12 protein-coding genes, 1 other RNA gene and 1 other annotated feature are annotated in these 14,090 nt (G+C 43.1%); of the genes, 5 read left to right on the top strand and 8 right to left on the bottom strand.

The genetic code is table 11. From position 1 onward, the window contains the following. Window positions 1–95 precede the first annotated feature (95 nt). Window positions 96–1,712: a S1C family serine protease gene (locus GMA13_RS00460; RefSeq protein ID WP_255882206.1), complete on the bottom strand. Its 1,617-nt coding sequence runs from the start codon at window positions 1,710–1,712 to the stop codon at window positions 96–98. Between the two features lie 162 nt (window positions 1,713–1,874). Further along, on the bottom strand, window positions 1,875–3,047 hold the full coding sequence (locus tag GMA13_RS00455; protein WP_255882205.1) for an NADP-dependent malic enzyme: 1,173 nt from the start codon (window positions 3,045–3,047) through the stop codon (window positions 1,875–1,877). Between the two features lie 111 nt (window positions 3,048–3,158). Between GMA13_RS00455 and rnpB the strand changes: the two genes are divergently transcribed. Beyond that, window positions 3,159–3,497, top strand: an RNA gene (gene rnpB / locus GMA13_RS00450) — RNase P RNA component class A. Between the two features lie 109 nt (window positions 3,498–3,606). Here rnpB and GMA13_RS00445 read toward each other — a convergent pair. The 3 genes from GMA13_RS00445 to pheS all read right to left on the bottom strand — a co-directional run bounded on the left by GMA13_RS00445 (window position 3,607) and on the right by pheS (window position 7,377). Further along, a complete protein-coding gene (locus GMA13_RS00445; protein WP_370687028.1) occupies window positions 3,607–3,852 on the bottom strand; it encodes an IreB family regulatory phosphoprotein in 246 nt (81 codons plus the stop codon). Between the two features lie 93 nt (window positions 3,853–3,945). Then, window positions 3,946–6,309 (bottom strand): phenylalanine--tRNA ligase subunit beta, encoded by a 2,364-nt coding sequence (gene pheT, locus GMA13_RS00440; RefSeq protein WP_255882204.1) that lies wholly within the window; start codon window positions 6,307–6,309, stop codon window positions 3,946–3,948. A gap of 15 nt (window positions 6,310–6,324) precedes the next feature. After that, a complete protein-coding gene (gene pheS / locus GMA13_RS00435; protein ID WP_255882203.1) occupies window positions 6,325–7,377 on the bottom strand; it encodes a phenylalanine--tRNA ligase subunit alpha in 1,053 nt (350 codons plus the stop codon). A 39-nt stretch (window positions 7,378–7,416) separates the two neighbouring features. Further along, window positions 7,417–7,642: a binding site (T-box leader), on the bottom strand. A 149-nt stretch (window positions 7,643–7,791) separates the two neighbouring features. Between pheS and GMA13_RS00430 the strand changes: the two genes are divergently transcribed. Both GMA13_RS00430 and GMA13_RS00425 read left to right on the top strand, forming a co-directional pair. Next, window positions 7,792–8,328 carry a DUF6106 family protein gene (locus tag GMA13_RS00430; protein ID WP_255882202.1) on the top strand — a complete coding sequence of 179 codons (537 nt, stop codon included), beginning with the start codon at window positions 7,792–7,794 and terminating at the stop codon, window positions 8,326–8,328. A 384-nt stretch (window positions 8,329–8,712) separates the two neighbouring features. Next, window positions 8,713–9,144, top strand: a complete 432-nt coding sequence (locus GMA13_RS00425) for a DUF6465 family protein (protein WP_255882201.1) — start codon at window positions 8,713–8,715, stop codon at window positions 9,142–9,144. A 172-nt stretch (window positions 9,145–9,316) separates the two neighbouring features. On the opposite strand, the gene GMA13_RS00420 is transcribed toward GMA13_RS00425, so the two are convergent. The 3 genes from GMA13_RS00420 to GMA13_RS00410 form a co-directional block, all read right to left on the bottom strand. Further along, the gene (locus GMA13_RS00420) at window positions 9,317–9,754 is read right to left on the bottom strand and encodes a hypothetical protein (protein WP_255882200.1); all 438 of its coding nucleotides are present in this window, start codon (window positions 9,752–9,754) and stop codon (window positions 9,317–9,319) included. A 78-nt stretch (window positions 9,755–9,832) separates the two neighbouring features. Then, window positions 9,833–11,080 (bottom strand): GTPase HflX, encoded by a 1,248-nt coding sequence (gene hflX / locus GMA13_RS00415; RefSeq protein WP_255882199.1) that lies wholly within the window; start codon window positions 11,078–11,080, stop codon window positions 9,833–9,835. A 154-nt stretch (window positions 11,081–11,234) separates the two neighbouring features. After that, on the bottom strand, window positions 11,235–11,366 hold the full coding sequence (locus GMA13_RS00410) for a hypothetical protein (protein WP_255882198.1): 132 nt from the start codon (window positions 11,364–11,366) through the stop codon (window positions 11,235–11,237). Window positions 11,367–11,428: 62 nt separating this feature from the next. Between GMA13_RS00410 and rpsO the strand changes: the two genes are divergently transcribed. After that, on the top strand, window positions 11,429–11,692 hold the full coding sequence (gene rpsO / locus GMA13_RS00405; protein WP_255882197.1) for a 30S ribosomal protein S15: 264 nt from the start codon (window positions 11,429–11,431) through the stop codon (window positions 11,690–11,692). A gap of 199 nt (window positions 11,693–11,891) precedes the next feature. Beyond that, window positions 11,892–14,078 (top strand): polyribonucleotide nucleotidyltransferase, encoded by a 2,187-nt coding sequence (locus GMA13_RS00400; RefSeq protein ID WP_255882196.1) that lies wholly within the window; start codon window positions 11,892–11,894, stop codon window positions 14,076–14,078. Window positions 14,079–14,090: the final 12 nt, after the last annotated feature.

The following is a 14,090-nucleotide window of genomic DNA, read 5'->3' as shown; positions in this document are numbered from 1 at the left end:
GTACCAAAGATAAAAGACGAGATTTTAAATTTTTACAAAAAGTAACCGCCCGACTCACATTCAGGTAAGCCGGACGGTGATTTGATTTTTATTATTTAATTAAAAAAGTTGTTGAAGAAATCCTCAAAACTATCTCCACTTTGGCTGTTTCCGCCGTTGTTTATATTATCGTCATTAAAGCCGTTCGATGTATCCGCAGATTCAGGAGTGTATTCTTCCAAAACCAGCTGAATATCCGCTGTTTCTCCGTTGCGGCTAACAGTAACCGTTACGGCGTCTCCAACGCTCTTATCCTTTATAGCTGCGTCGAACTCAGAAGATGTGCTGATTTCCTTTCCGTCAACCTTAACGATTCTGTCGCCTCTCTTGAAGCCTGCCGATTCAGCCGCACTTCCTTTTTCAATACTCTGAATATATACGCCAATTTCGTTTACACCGTACATCATCGCAGTCTGGGAATTAGAAATATCAAGAAGTGAAAGACCTGTTTCTACAACACCCTTTACATAGCCGTATTCGGTAAGGTCACCGATAACCTTTGCAACGTCGTTTACAGGAATAGCAAAGCCAATTCCTTCAACCTCGGTAGCAGAGGATTTTGCAACAACAATGCCTATAAGGTTGCCGTGGTCATCAAAAAGTCCGCCACCTGAGTTACCCGGGTTAATCTCAGCATTAGTTTGCAGAAGGTTCATTGTTACTCCGTCTATTGAGATGTCACGGTTGAGTGCGCTTATTATACCCTCTGTTACAGTGCCGCCGAGCTGACCGAGCGGATTGCCGATAGCAACAGCCTTTTCGCCAACCTTAATCTCGTCGCTGTTGCCCAGTGTGGCAGGTGTAAGACCCGTTGCCTCTATCTTGATTAGTGCAATGTCAAGCGTAGGAGCGGCTGTGCCTACAAGCTTAGCGTCATAGCTTTTGCCGTCCTTGGTAGTAACTTTAATTGTACTTGCGCCGTCAATAACGTGATTGTTTGTAACAATATATCCGTTTTCACTAACTATTACGCCGCTGCCGGCTCCCTGCGTGATATAGTTTCTAAGGTAGTCTCCTGTTGCAACAGACTCTGTAATAATCTCAACAACGCTGTTTTCTGTTTTTGCAACAATTTCCTCGGTTGACATTGAACCGCTGTCAGTAGAGCCTGTTGAAACGGTTTCGACCACCTTCTGAACTTTCATACCGCTGTCCGAACCACCGTCACCGCTGAGTGTTGTCGCAAGCATTCCGCCGCCGAAACCAAGCACGCCGGAGCCTAAGACGCACACCGCAACAACTGCTGCCATAGCGCCCTTGCCGTGTTTCTTCTTCTCTTTTTTCTTCTTTTTGCCTGTATCGGCATTTTGCGTTGGCGTGTAGTAGCTCTGCGGTGTTGTGTAATAACCGCCTTGTTGATTAGCGCTTTGCTGTGTACTTGAATATGGGTTCTGATTATTGTTTATATACTTTGTGCTTGAAAAGCCGCCTGACGGCTGGTCACTTGGGGTATATCTTCTTCGGTAGTTACCGTCTTCATCAAAGAAACCTCTTGAGGCTGTACTGCCCTCACCGCTTGCAGTATTATCACCGGAATAGCTTGAACTGCTGTAAATATTGTTGTCGCCATCAGCGGCTGAACTGTAACTGACGTTATCTGTTTTTTCACTTTCACTGTTGCCATTGCTGAAGGAATTAAAATTATCATAGTTATCGTTATACTCGTTGCTCATATTAAGCACCTGCACTTTCATTGTTATTATTTGCCGTTTTCCTTTCGACGAGATAATAATACCCCGTTTTAATTACATAATTTTGAAAGTAAAATTAATTATCACTAAACATAATAATAACAATTTATTAAGTTAGGGAAATTTGTTCAAAAACAGCTGTTCTTATATTCTCGCAACGCCTGTTTTTCTTGCAGCATCAACCACAGCGTCAGCAACAGCCTTGCCTATTCTGCTGTCAAAAGCCTCAGGCAGAATATACTCTGCGCTAAGCTTATCATCAGCAACCAAAGCCGCAATCGCCATTGAAGCCGCAACCTTCATCTCCTCGTTAATCTCCCTTGCACGGCAGTCAAGTGCGCCTCTGAAAATACCGGGAAATGCAAGAACGTTGTTTATCTGATTTGGGAAGTCCGACCTGCCTGTGCCGACAACCGCCGCACCTGCCGCTTTCGCCTTGTCCGGCATAATCTCAGGCGTCGGGTTAGCCATAGCGAATACAATCGGCTTTTCAGCCATTGATTTCACCATTTCCTCACTTACTACATTCGGAGCAGAAACACCAAGGAACATATCAGCTCCCTTCATTGCATCAGCAAGAGTACCCTTGATTTTATCTTTATTAGTAAGAGTCGCCATATATGCCTGCTCGCTGTTAAGCTCGTCCATACCCTCGCAGATAATGCCAAAGCGGTCAACCATAATAAGGTTTTTAACGCCCATATTGAGCATATGCTTTCCTATTGCAATGCCTGCCGAGCCTGCGCCGTTAATAACAACCTTTATCTCGTCAATCTTCTTGCCAACTACCTTAAGCGCATTAATTAAAGCTGCCGCAACAACAACCGCTGTTCCGTGCTGGTCATCATGGAACACGGGAATGTCGCAGATTTCCTTAAGGCGTCTTTCAATTTCAAAGCATCGAGGCGCTGAAATATCCTCAAGGTTTATGCCGCCGAAGCTTCCGCTTATAAGATACACCGTCTTTACAATGTCCTCAACATTTTTTGAGCGCACGCAAATCGGAAATGCGTCAACGTCTGCAAACTCCTTGAAAAGCGCACACTTGCCCTCCATAACAGGCATACCTGCCTCAGGGCCTATATCGCCAAGGCCAAGCACTGCTGTGCCGTCTGTTATAACGGCAACAATATTGTTTCTTCTTGTAAGCTGAAAAGACTTATCATAGTCCTTTTGAATTTCAAGACACGGCTGAGCAACGCCCGGAGTGTACGCAAGCGACAAATCCTTTGAGCTGTTGATTTTCACCTTTGATACAACCTCAATTTTCCCGTTCCATTCATAGTGTTTTTGAAGTGATTCTTCCCTTATATCCATAATTACAAATCCTTTCGCAAATAAAATAGTCTTTTAAAAGTATATACCAAATACAGCCAAAGGGCAATACAAATTTGACTTTGTCCTAATAATATATTACAATAAGCTATGCGAGCAGGCTGAACAGCTGCGGACAGATGCGAAAGCTACTGCCCGAGGAAAGTCCGGGCTCCTCAAGGCAAGAATAACGGCTAACGGCCGCCGGGGGCGACCCCAGGGAAAGTGCAACAGAAATAAACCGCCCGCAAGGGTAAGGATGGAAAGGCGAGGTAAGAGCTCACCGGCGCTGCGGAGACGCAGCGGCCATGTAAACCCTATTCGGAGCAACACCGTGGAAGACATATACGTGCCTTGCGTGTCTTAGGAGGTGGCGTTGAGCAGATTCGGCAACGGTCTGCCAAGATAGATGGCTGTTCTCGACAGAACCCGGCTTACAGGTCTGGTCGCATACTAAAAAATAATGGCTTAAGGAACAATTTAAACACAACTGTTCTTAAGCCCTTTTCTTTTATGCAGAAATAACCGCCCAACTACCAAAAGTGGTTGGGCGGTTATAAAGTTATTTGTTCAAAAATGATTTAACAAGGGTTTCAAGCAAGTCATCCCTGTCAATCTTGCTGATAATGTTGCGAGCATTGTTGTAGGTGGTGACATATGTTGGATCCTCAGAAAGAATATAACCTACAATCTGATTAATCGGGTTATACCCCTTTTCCTTAAGTGCGTCATATACAGTTGTCAATGCTCTTTTTATTTCCTCATCCTTTTCACCGCCAAGTGAAAAAACCATTGTCTTACTGTACACTTTAATTCCACCTCCAAGCTATTTTCTCATATACAAGTATTATAATCTATTTTTCCATAAAAGACAAGCTTTTTGTTTGGAAATTTATATATTTTATCTCAACTTTACGCCGATTTCTCCGAGCTTGCCGATAATGCCGTCCATAATCTGCTGAACCTCAGCCGAAGAAAGCGTTCTTTCGTTGGACGAAAACTCAAAGCGAACCGTAATGCTATGAACCGTTTCGCTGTCATAGGTATCGACAATCTTAGTGTTCTTCAGAATATCTCCTGCATTCTCCCAGCAGCGCTTTAAGCTTTCAAAGAACATACCCTGCGGAATTTCAAGGCTTAAATCGTAATCCATCGGTGGGAACTTTGACGGCTCCTCGTATGAAATACTAAGGTTCTCTGAACGTGCAAGCTTCTCCATATCAACCTCAGCAAACACAACGCTTGCCTTCTTGTCGATTTTCTTGCCTACCGACGGGTGAACAATACCCATAGTGCCGATAACTTCACCGTTCATAATAATCTCGTTGCAGTTAATCGGGTGAACGTAGCTGTGAGCAGGCTCGACCGCCTTAAATGAAAGAGCTGTGTGCTTAATATCATCAACCGCAACAGCAAGCATATCTCTAAGCTCAAGATACAGGCTCTTTAAATCCGTTGTCTTGCTGAAAAGCGTAACAGCAAGCTTCTTCTTCTCAATGCAGAGGTTGTTTTCATCAAGTCCCTCTACAACTCTGCCTATTTCAAAAATACCAAACTCAGGCGCATAAGATGAATTCAATTTCACCTGACAAAGCTGCGTCGGAATTATTGAATTTCTTATTGTTTCAATATTCGGGTTTGTGGCGTTTGCAAGCTTAACATTGTCCTCAACAGGAATACCCAAAGCCTTAAGCTCATCATTATACGCCCAAACATATGAGTGAACCTCATGCAGGCTGTATCTCTTAACAAGAATATCCTTTATTCTGTCCTCAGCGCTCTTAACAACGTCTGCTCTGACAGGATAAAGCGGTGAGCGGGTTGTATTTATCTCGAAGTTGTCATAGCCGTAAATTCTTGTTATTTCCTCAATAATATCCGCCTTTAATGTAACGTCCTTTGTCGCTCTCCATGACGGAACGGAAACCTTGAAGCTGTTATCATTCAGCTCAACGCCAAAGCCAAGACTTGTAAGAGTTTTTACAATAGTATCATTGTCAATCTCGATTCCCGTGTAGCGGTCAACAAATGCCTTGTCAAATTCAAGAGTTACCTTATTATATGAAAATGCGTATTCATCAGTAAGACTTGAAACAACCTTAACGCCGCCGTCGTATTTCTTAAGAAGATATAAAAATCTGCCGATAGCAACCGTTGTCATCTCAGGGTCAAGGCACTTTTCGTATCTTATTGATGCGTCCGTTCTGTGTGAAAGGCGAACAGTTGATTTACGAATAGAAACAGCGTTGAATGTAGCTGACTCAAGAGTAAGCGTTGTAGTATCGTCAACTATCTCAGAATCAAGACCGCCCATAATACCTGCTATTGCAACAGGAGTATCGCCGTTACAAATCATAAGCGTATTCTCGTCAATATTTCTGTCAACACCGTCAAGGGTTTTGAACACAAACGGCTTGTCGAATCTCTTGATTCTTATCTTCTCAACCTTGCGTGAGTCAAATGCGTGCATCGGCTGACCCATTTCAAGCATTAGATAGTTTGTCAAATCTGCAAGGAAGTTTATCTTTCTCATTCCGCAGTAGTAAAGCCTTATTCTCATATTTACAGGGCTAACATTTCTTTTGATATTTTCAACCTGCAAGCAGCTGTACCTTTGGCATAGAGAATCCTCTATCTTCATATCAATTTTTGCAAGCTCATTGTAAGCGTTCAAGTCCTCAATTTCAAGAGGCTTAAGCGGTCTGCCGGCTAAAGCGGCAAACTCTCTTGCAATGCCGTAATGACCCCAAAGGTCAGGACGGTTTGTGAGGGATTTGTTGTCAACCTCAAAAACAATATCGTCTATCTGATAAACGTCCTTAATGTCCGTTCCGTTCGGAATATCGTCCGTTATCTCCATAATACCTGAGTTATCGTCACTTATGCCGATTTCAGACTCGCCGCAGCACATACCGTTTGATACATAGCCTGCAAGAGGACGAGGTGCAATGGTTATTTCACCAAGCCTTGCGCCAACCTTTGCAAAGGCTGTTTTCATACCTACTCTTACATTCGGTGCGCCGCATACAACATCAATCAGCTCCGGCTCGCCTGCGTCAACCTTTAACAGGTGAAGCTTCTTTGAGTCCGGGTGATTTTCAACCGACTTAATCTCTGCAACAACAACACCGCTTAAGTCTGAGCCTTTGAAAAAAATCTCGTTTTCAACCTCTGCGGTGGAAAGAGAAAATCTGTGGATAAGATCAAGCTTGTCAAGACCGCTCAAATCAACGAAGTCCTGAATCCAGTTCATAGATAAAAACATAATTATTCTCCTCCCTTATTCGTCATCGGTAAACTGTGAAAGCGACTTTAAGCTTCCGCTGTTCAAATCTCTGATATCCTTAACACCGTACTTCATCATTGCAAGTCTTGTAAGTCCAAGACCAAACGCAAAACCTGTGTACTTCTCAGGGTCAATTCCACCCTCTCTTAATACGTTCGGGTGAATCATACCGCATGGGCAAAGCTCCAGCCAGCCGCTGTGCTTGCACGACGGACAGCCGTCACCGCCGCAGATAAGGCAGCTTATATCAAGCTCAAAGCCCGGCTCAACGAACGGGAAAAAGCCCGGACGAAGGCGAACCTTAATATCCTTCCGGAACACCTCTGAGAGCATTGTTTTCATAAAGAAAATAAGGTTGGAAATTGAAATATCCTTGTCAACCATAACACCCTCCATTTGGAAGAAGGTGTTTTCGTGGCAGGCGTCTGTTGCCTCGTTTCTAAAGCAGCGGCCGGGGAAAATGGCCTTAATCGGAATATCGTTCTCAATAAGGTTCTTTCCGTATTTTTTAAGAATAGCGTTCTGAGCCGCTGATGTCTGCGATTTCAAAAGCTGACCGTTTTCAAGGTAGTAAGTATCCTGCATATCTCTTGCGGGGTGATGCTTAGGAATGTTGAGTGATTCAAAGCACTCATAGTCCGTTACAACCTCAGGGTAGTCCTCAACAGTAAAGCCCATTGACTTAAATATAGCCTCGCACTGTCTTTGCACAAGAGTAATCGGGTGATAAGAACCTCTTTGTGCGTTGACCGGCGTTGAAACGTCAAACCTCGGCAAAGACGCAATTTCACGCTCAATCTCCTTTTCCTTTAGCTGAACGATTTTTTCGTCAATCTTATCCCCTGCAAAGGCTTTAAGCTTGTTCACCTGAGCGCCAAGAGTCTTTCTCTCCTCATGAGTTAAATCCTTCATACATTTTAACAGCTGCGTAATGCTGCCCTTCTTGCCGAGAAAAGCTACCCTTACCTTGTCAAGCTCGGCAAGGTCTGATATTTCTGAAAGCTGCTTTTCCAATTCGCTTTTTAAGCTAATAATTTTGTCGTCCATATAATACCTCCTAAAAAAATAAACCCCTGCGTAAAACTACGCAGGGACGGAAATTCCGTGGTACCACCCTGATTTTTGCTAAAGAGCAAACACTCCTGCGGCATATAACGGTGCCAACCGTTGCGGCCTACTTGCCAAAGCGTTAAGCCGCACCGCTCAAAAGTGAACTTCACCGACCTTGCGTGCAAGAGCAATCACAGCCTTAGTTGCTCTCTCTCTGCCCACGGCGTATTAGTACGGCTACTTTCTTTATCAATGCGTTTTGAATTTCAAAAATAAATATAACATTAATTCAACAAAAATGCAATAGCTTTGTGTTATATTTGTTGAATTTGGGCAAGTATTGTGATATGATTTAATATATCGTGCATATGCACAATACAGCTATTAAAATAAAATAAGGACGGTAACGCTATGGACACAATGGTTGAACAGGTTGTAAAAAAGAAAAAGGACAAAAAAGATTTGCTGATTAAAATAATTACAATTTCAGCACTTATACTCATACCCTTCACCTGCTTTATGCTTGCGCCTATTATCAATTTTTACTTTATTATGATAGGCTTCTTTCTGCTTCTCGGCGGAATCTACGTTGCGTGGTTCATTTTTTCAAATCTCAAAGTTGAATACGAATACAGCTTTGTCAGCGGCAGTATGACAATTTCAAAAATTATGTCAAAGCGCAAGCGCAAGAATATAATTTGCTTTGAAACCTCAAAGATTGAGGAGCTTATCGAATATGATAACAGAGATTTTGACACACGCCTTTACTCACATATTTATAGTGCCTGCGGTGTTGACAGTACGGATTACAAAACCTATGCCGCAGTAATTACCACTGAAAAGCACGGCAGAAGTGTGTTGCTGTTCACCCCAAACGAAAAGCTTTTGCAGGCAATGAAACCGCATTTGCCAAGACAAATTGTAGTAAACCTGTTTTACAAGAGATAAACTTAACTAATAAGGTGTGGGGTACTCCCGCACCTTATTTATATATAGGACAAACTTTAAATCCGCTTATGCCCTTTCAACAAAACCTACACTTTTTCTTTGTGCAAAAAAACATTGCTTGTTTTCAAATTTGTATGCTTAACCAAAAATTTATCCTCAAGCTATGCAATACGCCCCTAAAAACTCAAAGCTTTTATTGGTAAAATAAATAAATTAATTGAAGCTGAAAACTCTTTTATTGTATGACAAACAGAAATTTTCTCAAATCGTGTATTTTATGTTAATTTTAGTTTGACAGACTAAAAAAAGGGGAATATAATACTTCACATAGTCGGTTAGACAAATGCACTTACCGTATTTATAGAAAGGAAGGCACAAACTACCATGGCAACAAAGAAGACAACAGATACAGAAGAGAAGAAGACAACAACAAAGGCAGCTGCTGCTAAGACAACTGCTGCTAAGACAACTGCTGCTAAAGCAACAACAGCTAAAACAACTGCTGCTAAAGCAACAACAAAGACAGCTGCTAAAACAGAAGAGAAGGCAGCTCCGGCTAAGAAGCCTGCTGCAAAGAAGCCTGCTGCAAAGAAGACAGCTGCTAAGGCAGTTCCGGCAAAGGTTTATATTGAGTTCAACGGTGCTAAGGTAGCAGTTGATGAGATTATTGAGAACGTAAAGGCTACTTACAAGGCAAACAACGGCAATGACGATATCAAGAGCCTTGAAGTATATGTAAAGCCGGATGAGAGCGCAGCTTACTTCGTAGTAAACGGCGAGCTTGAAGGCAACAAGATGGACGTTTATTTTTGCTAATTGACAAAACTAATTAATGTTAATTAAGTAAATTGTTAACCGACACAGGGATGGAGCTTTCCATCCCTTTTATTTTTATAACAAAAACTCCGCACGAATAAACGCACGGAGTTTTTGTATTGATTGTCAAAGGGGAAAAATATTAAGAAAATGTCAAAGTTAATATGTGGAGTTACTGCTTGGTTCCCTCAACAACAACATCGTTGCCACCGAGAGTAATTTTCATAGAAGTACCCACCTGTGTGGTTTTTGAAAATACATTTGTCTGCACTTCCTCGAAACCGTTTTGAAGCAAATATTCGCCGTATGTGCTTAAATCGCTGTCTGTAAGATTTTCATACTTATACGTGTATTTAGTAGTGGTTATATTATTAATTGTCGATTTGTCTGATGAAAGCTCTAAATACACCTTGCTGCCAACAACAGCTGTAATTGAATCTACCGAAATATCTTCGTATTCATATTTTGCAGGCGCATTATCAACCACCGTACTGCTTTGCTGCGATGATTCTAAGGACGAATTTGAGGTGCTGCAAGCGCAAAGTGAAAACGCCATTAAAACAACTAAAGCAAAAGCAATAACTCTGCCGAGGCTTAGTTTATTGAACATTGCAATCACCCCTATCTTTTTCATCTATATAATATCACAAACAAAATTGTAAATCAAGAGTTTTTTTGTATAATTTTGTCATTTTTTAAAACTTTTAAGCCTTTCGTACATACTCTCGTCAACAATTGCCTCAATTTCAAGACCGTTTTCTGTGTAGCTTTCCGATATCAGCGTGCCGTCACGGCGTATCTCAGCTGATAATCCAACCTTGTCAAACGGCAAAACCCAACACCCTTTTTTCACCCTTATCGGCAGATTTTCGTCAATGACCTCAAGCAGACGTTCAACGCCCTGCCCTGTTTTTGCGCTGATACGAACACTTTTTCCTATAATCGGAATTTCGTCAAGTCCCTGCACCCTGTCACATTTATTAAGCACAGGAATTATCGGCGAGCCGCTGCACCCGAGCGATTCAAGCAGGCTTTGCGTTACCTCAAGGTGAATTGAGGCTTCCGCCGACGATGCGTCACAGACATTCAAAATAATATCAGCCTGTGCCGCCTCCTCAAGCGTTGACTTAAACGCCTCAACAAGGTGATGCGGCAGACGTCTTACAAGACCAACGGTGTCGATAAGCATTACCGTAACGCCGCTTGGCAGCTTAAGTGCTCTTGAGGTCGGGTCAAGCGTCGCAAACAGTTTGTCCTGCGCCAACACACCTGCGTCAGTCAGATAATTCATAAGCGTTGATTTTCCGGCGTTAGTATAGCCGACAATTGCAACAGTTATAACGCCGTCCTTTTTTCTGCGCTTTTTAAGCTGTTCACGGTGATTTTCCGACTCTTTCAAGCGTTCCTTAATCTTCTCCATCTTTGTGCGAATATGGCGTTTGTCTGTTTCAAGCTTAGTTTCACCCGGACCTCTTGTTCCGATACCGCCGCCAAGCCTTGACATAGCCGTACCCTTACCGGTAAGTCTGGGCAGCATATATTTAAGCTGAGCCAGTTCAACCTGAAGCTTACCCTCTTTAGACCTTGCTCTTTGAGCAAAAATATCGAGTATGAGCATTGTACGGTCAATAACTCTTACATCTGTCTTATCCTCAATATTTCTTATCTGAGTCGGCGTAAGCTCACGGTCAAAGATTATCAAGTCAATGTCATTGTTTTTGCAATACTCCGCAATTTCCTCAAGGCAGCCGCTGCCAACACAGGTAGCTGTTTTAACAGCCTCTCTCTTTTGGATTATATGCGACAGCACGTCTGCACCGGCCGTTTTTGCAAGCTCATAAAGCTCTGCCATTGACGACTCGGCATCATATTCGCCTGTGTCAACCGCAACAAGCAGCGCTTGCTGTCTTATTTCTTCGTTCTCGTAAAATTCCATTTATTACTCCTTGTTTTTGAGTGAATTTGCAATAAAATAAATTAGGGCTTAGTAACATCATAGAAAACATTATTTTCTGAAATCAGTTTAACACAATATCGCACTATTAGCAAACAAGTTTTTAATAACAAGCACAAACTATACGCATCTTTTTTTAACGGTTGTGGGCAAAGCCCACCTTTATTGCAAAGCCCATCTTTATTGCAAAATCGGGGTTTACAAAATTGTATTTATATGGTATAATTTCAAATTGAACGCCGCCGTTCGGATTTTGGCGTATGCCCAAACGGGAGTCACCGACCTTAACCTGAGCTGTTCGGCGAAATATTAAAAAAGGTGGAATACAAAATGCTTAAAGAAGAAAAGCAGGCTATAATGGCTGAATACGCAACTCATGAGGGCGACACAGGCTCACCTGAGGTTCAGATTGCTCTTCTCACAAAGAGAATCAACGACCTCACAGAGCACCTCAAGGTTCACAAAAAGGATCATCACTCAAGAAGAGGCCTTCTTAAGATGGTAGGTCAGAGAAGAAGCCTTCTCAACTACCTTACAAAGGTTGACATTGAGAGATACCGTTCAATCATTTCAAGACTTGGCATTCGTAAATAATTGCCTTTTTCAGGGCAGTCGGCTCTTCGTCGTCTGCCCTGTTCGTCTAATTTTAATTATTACAGGGACAGCCCGTTAAATCACTTTTCGGCGGCACCCGGTTAGCAGTGAAACACAGGCTTATTACACTGAACCCGTGTTTTATTGCTAAGCGGTGCTCCCTGTAAAATATATTATAACCATTACAGGAGGAATTCTAATGTTTGAAAACTATAAGGTTTTTAAGACAGATTTTGCCGGACGTCCGCTCGTAGTTGAAACCGGCAAAATTGCACAGCTTGCCAACGGCAGCTGTCTTGTTCGCTACGGCGAAACAGTAGTAAACGTTGCTGTAACAGCATCTGAAAAGCCACGTGACGGTATCGACTTTTTCCCGCTTTCAGTTGACTTTGAAGAAAAGCTTTATTCTGTCGGCAAAATTCCCGGCTCTTACCTTAAAAGAGAGGGAAGACCGTCAGACAAGGCAATACTTGTTTCCCGTGTAATCGACCGTCCTATCCGTCCTCTCTTCCCAAAGGATATGAGAAATGACTGCTCGGTTGTCTGCACAGTTATGTCTGTTGACCCAGACTGCTCACCTGAGATTACCGCAATGGTAGGCACATCAATTGCATTAAGCATTTCCGATATTCCGTGGAACGGTCCTATTTCAGGCGTTAGCGTTGGTCTTGTTGACGGCGAATACGTAATCAACCCGACCTCGGCACAGAAGGCAAAGTCAGAAATGGCTGTTACCGTTGCATCAACCGACAGCCGCATTGCTATGATCGAAGCAGGCGCAAAGGGTGTTAGCGACGAGGTAATGTACAACGGCATTATGGCAGGTCACGAGGCTAACCAGCACATCATTGAGTTCATAAAGGGCATTCAGGCTGAAATTGGCAAGGCAAAGTTCACCTACCCAAGCAACGAGCCTGACCATGATATGTTTGAGGCTATCAAGGAATACGCTATTGAGGATATTAAGGTTGCTCTTGACACAGACGATAAAAAGGTTCGTGACGCAAGACTTTCACCAATATATGAGGCTGTTCACGCTAAGTTTGACGAGATTTATCCGGACAGCGAAGCAAAGATTGACGAATGTCTTTACAAGACGCAGAAATTCGTTGTTCGCCGCTGGCTTTTGGACGAGCAGAAGCGTGTTGACGGCAGAGGTATGAACGAAATTCGTCCTCTCGCTGCTGAAACATCAATTCTTCCGAGAACCCACGGCTCAGGTCTTTTCACAAGAGGTCAGACACAGGTTCTTTCTGTTGCAACACTCGGTCCTATAAGCGACCAGCAGCTTCTTGACGGCATTGACGAAGAAGAAACAAAGCGTTATATGCATCACTACAACTTCCCGTCCTACTCTGTAGGCGAAACACGCCCAAGCAGAGGTCCGGGCAGACGTGAAATCGGTCACGGTGCACTTGCTGAAAGAGCACTTGTTCCGGTTATCCCGTCAGTTGAGGAGTTCCCGTATGCTATCAGAGTTGTGTCTGAGGTCGTTTCCTCAAACGGTTCAACCTCACAGGGTTCAATATGCGGCTCTACACTTGCTCTTATGGACGCAGGCGTGCCGATTAAGGCTCCTGTTGCAGGTATTTCCTGCGGTCTTATCACAGAGGGCGAACGCTGGATGACAATGGTTGACATTCAGGGTCTTGAGGACTTCTTTGGCGATATGGACTTCAAGGTAGCGGGTACTCACGAAGGTATCACAGCAATCCAGATGGACTTAAAGATAAGCGGTCTTACACCTGAAATGGTAAAGGAAGCGCTTGAAAAAACACATAAGGCAAGAATTTATATTCTTGATGAAATAATGCTCAAGGCTATCTCTGAACCAAGAGAGGAGCTTTCAAAGTACGCTCCGAAAATGCTCTCAACCCTTATCCCTGTTGATAAAATCAGCGAGGTTATCGGCAAGAGCGGTAAGGTTATCAAGGAAATTCAGGCTGAGTGCGAGGTTAAGGTTGATATTGAAGAGGACGGTCATGTATTTATCAGCGGTCTTGACCGTGAAAACTGCCAGCGTGCTCTTGATATTATCGAAACAATCGCAAGAGATCCTGAGCCGGGTGCTATCTTCAAGGGCAAGGTAACAAGGCTTATGGACTTTGGCGCATTCGTTGAAATCGCACCGGGCAAGGAGGGCTTGTGCCACATTTCACAGCTTGACGTCAAGAGAACAGAACAGGTTTCAGACGTTGTAAACGTAGGCGACATCATTATGGTTAAGGTTCTTGAAATTGACGATAAGGGCAGACTCAACCTTTCAAGAAGAGAGGCTCTTATTGAGGTTGAGGGATTAACTCCTGAAAATGATGTTGAGCCAAGACGTCCTCAGGGTGACAGAAGAGGCGGACACCGCTACAACAGCAGAAACAACAGAAACTGATAAATTAAATAA

Origin of the sequence: Ruminococcus sp. zg-924, from assembly GCF_024433635.1 — a bacterium.
Classification (GTDB): domain Bacteria; phylum Bacillota; class Clostridia; order Oscillospirales; family Acutalibacteraceae; genus UBA7067.
Note: the sequence above shows the minus strand (reverse complement) of the source record. Positions and strands in the feature narration are given on the sequence as shown.

Bases quoted from the DNA above. Each gene is read 5' to 3' on its own strand.
- GMA13_RS00460 (WP_255882206.1), bottom strand. From the start codon at position 1,712: ATGAGCAACGAGTATAACGATAACTATGATAATTTTAATTCCTTCAGC.
- GMA13_RS00455 (WP_255882205.1), bottom strand. From the start codon at position 3,047: ATGGATATAAGGGAAGAATCACTTCAAAAACACTATGAATGGAACGGG.
- pheT (WP_255882204.1), bottom strand. From the start codon at position 6,309: ATGTTTTTATCTATGAACTGGATTCAGGACTTCGTTGATTTGAGCGGT.
- pheS (WP_255882203.1), bottom strand. From the start codon at position 7,377: ATGGACGACAAAATTATTAGCTTAAAAAGCGAATTGGAAAAGCAGCTT.
- GMA13_RS00430 (WP_255882202.1), top strand. From the start codon at position 7,792: ATGGACACAATGGTTGAACAGGTTGTAAAAAAGAAAAAGGACAAAAAA.
- GMA13_RS00425 (WP_255882201.1), top strand. From the start codon at position 8,713: ATGGCAACAAAGAAGACAACAGATACAGAAGAGAAGAAGACAACAACA.
- GMA13_RS00420 (WP_255882200.1), bottom strand. From the start codon at position 9,754: ATGTTCAATAAACTAAGCCTCGGCAGAGTTATTGCTTTTGCTTTAGTT.
- hflX (WP_255882199.1), bottom strand. From the start codon at position 11,080: ATGGAATTTTACGAGAACGAAGAAATAAGACAGCAAGCGCTGCTTGTT.
- rpsO (WP_255882197.1), top strand. From the start codon at position 11,429: ATGCTTAAAGAAGAAAAGCAGGCTATAATGGCTGAATACGCAACTCAT.
- GMA13_RS00400 (WP_255882196.1), top strand. From the start codon at position 11,892: ATGTTTGAAAACTATAAGGTTTTTAAGACAGATTTTGCCGGACGTCCG.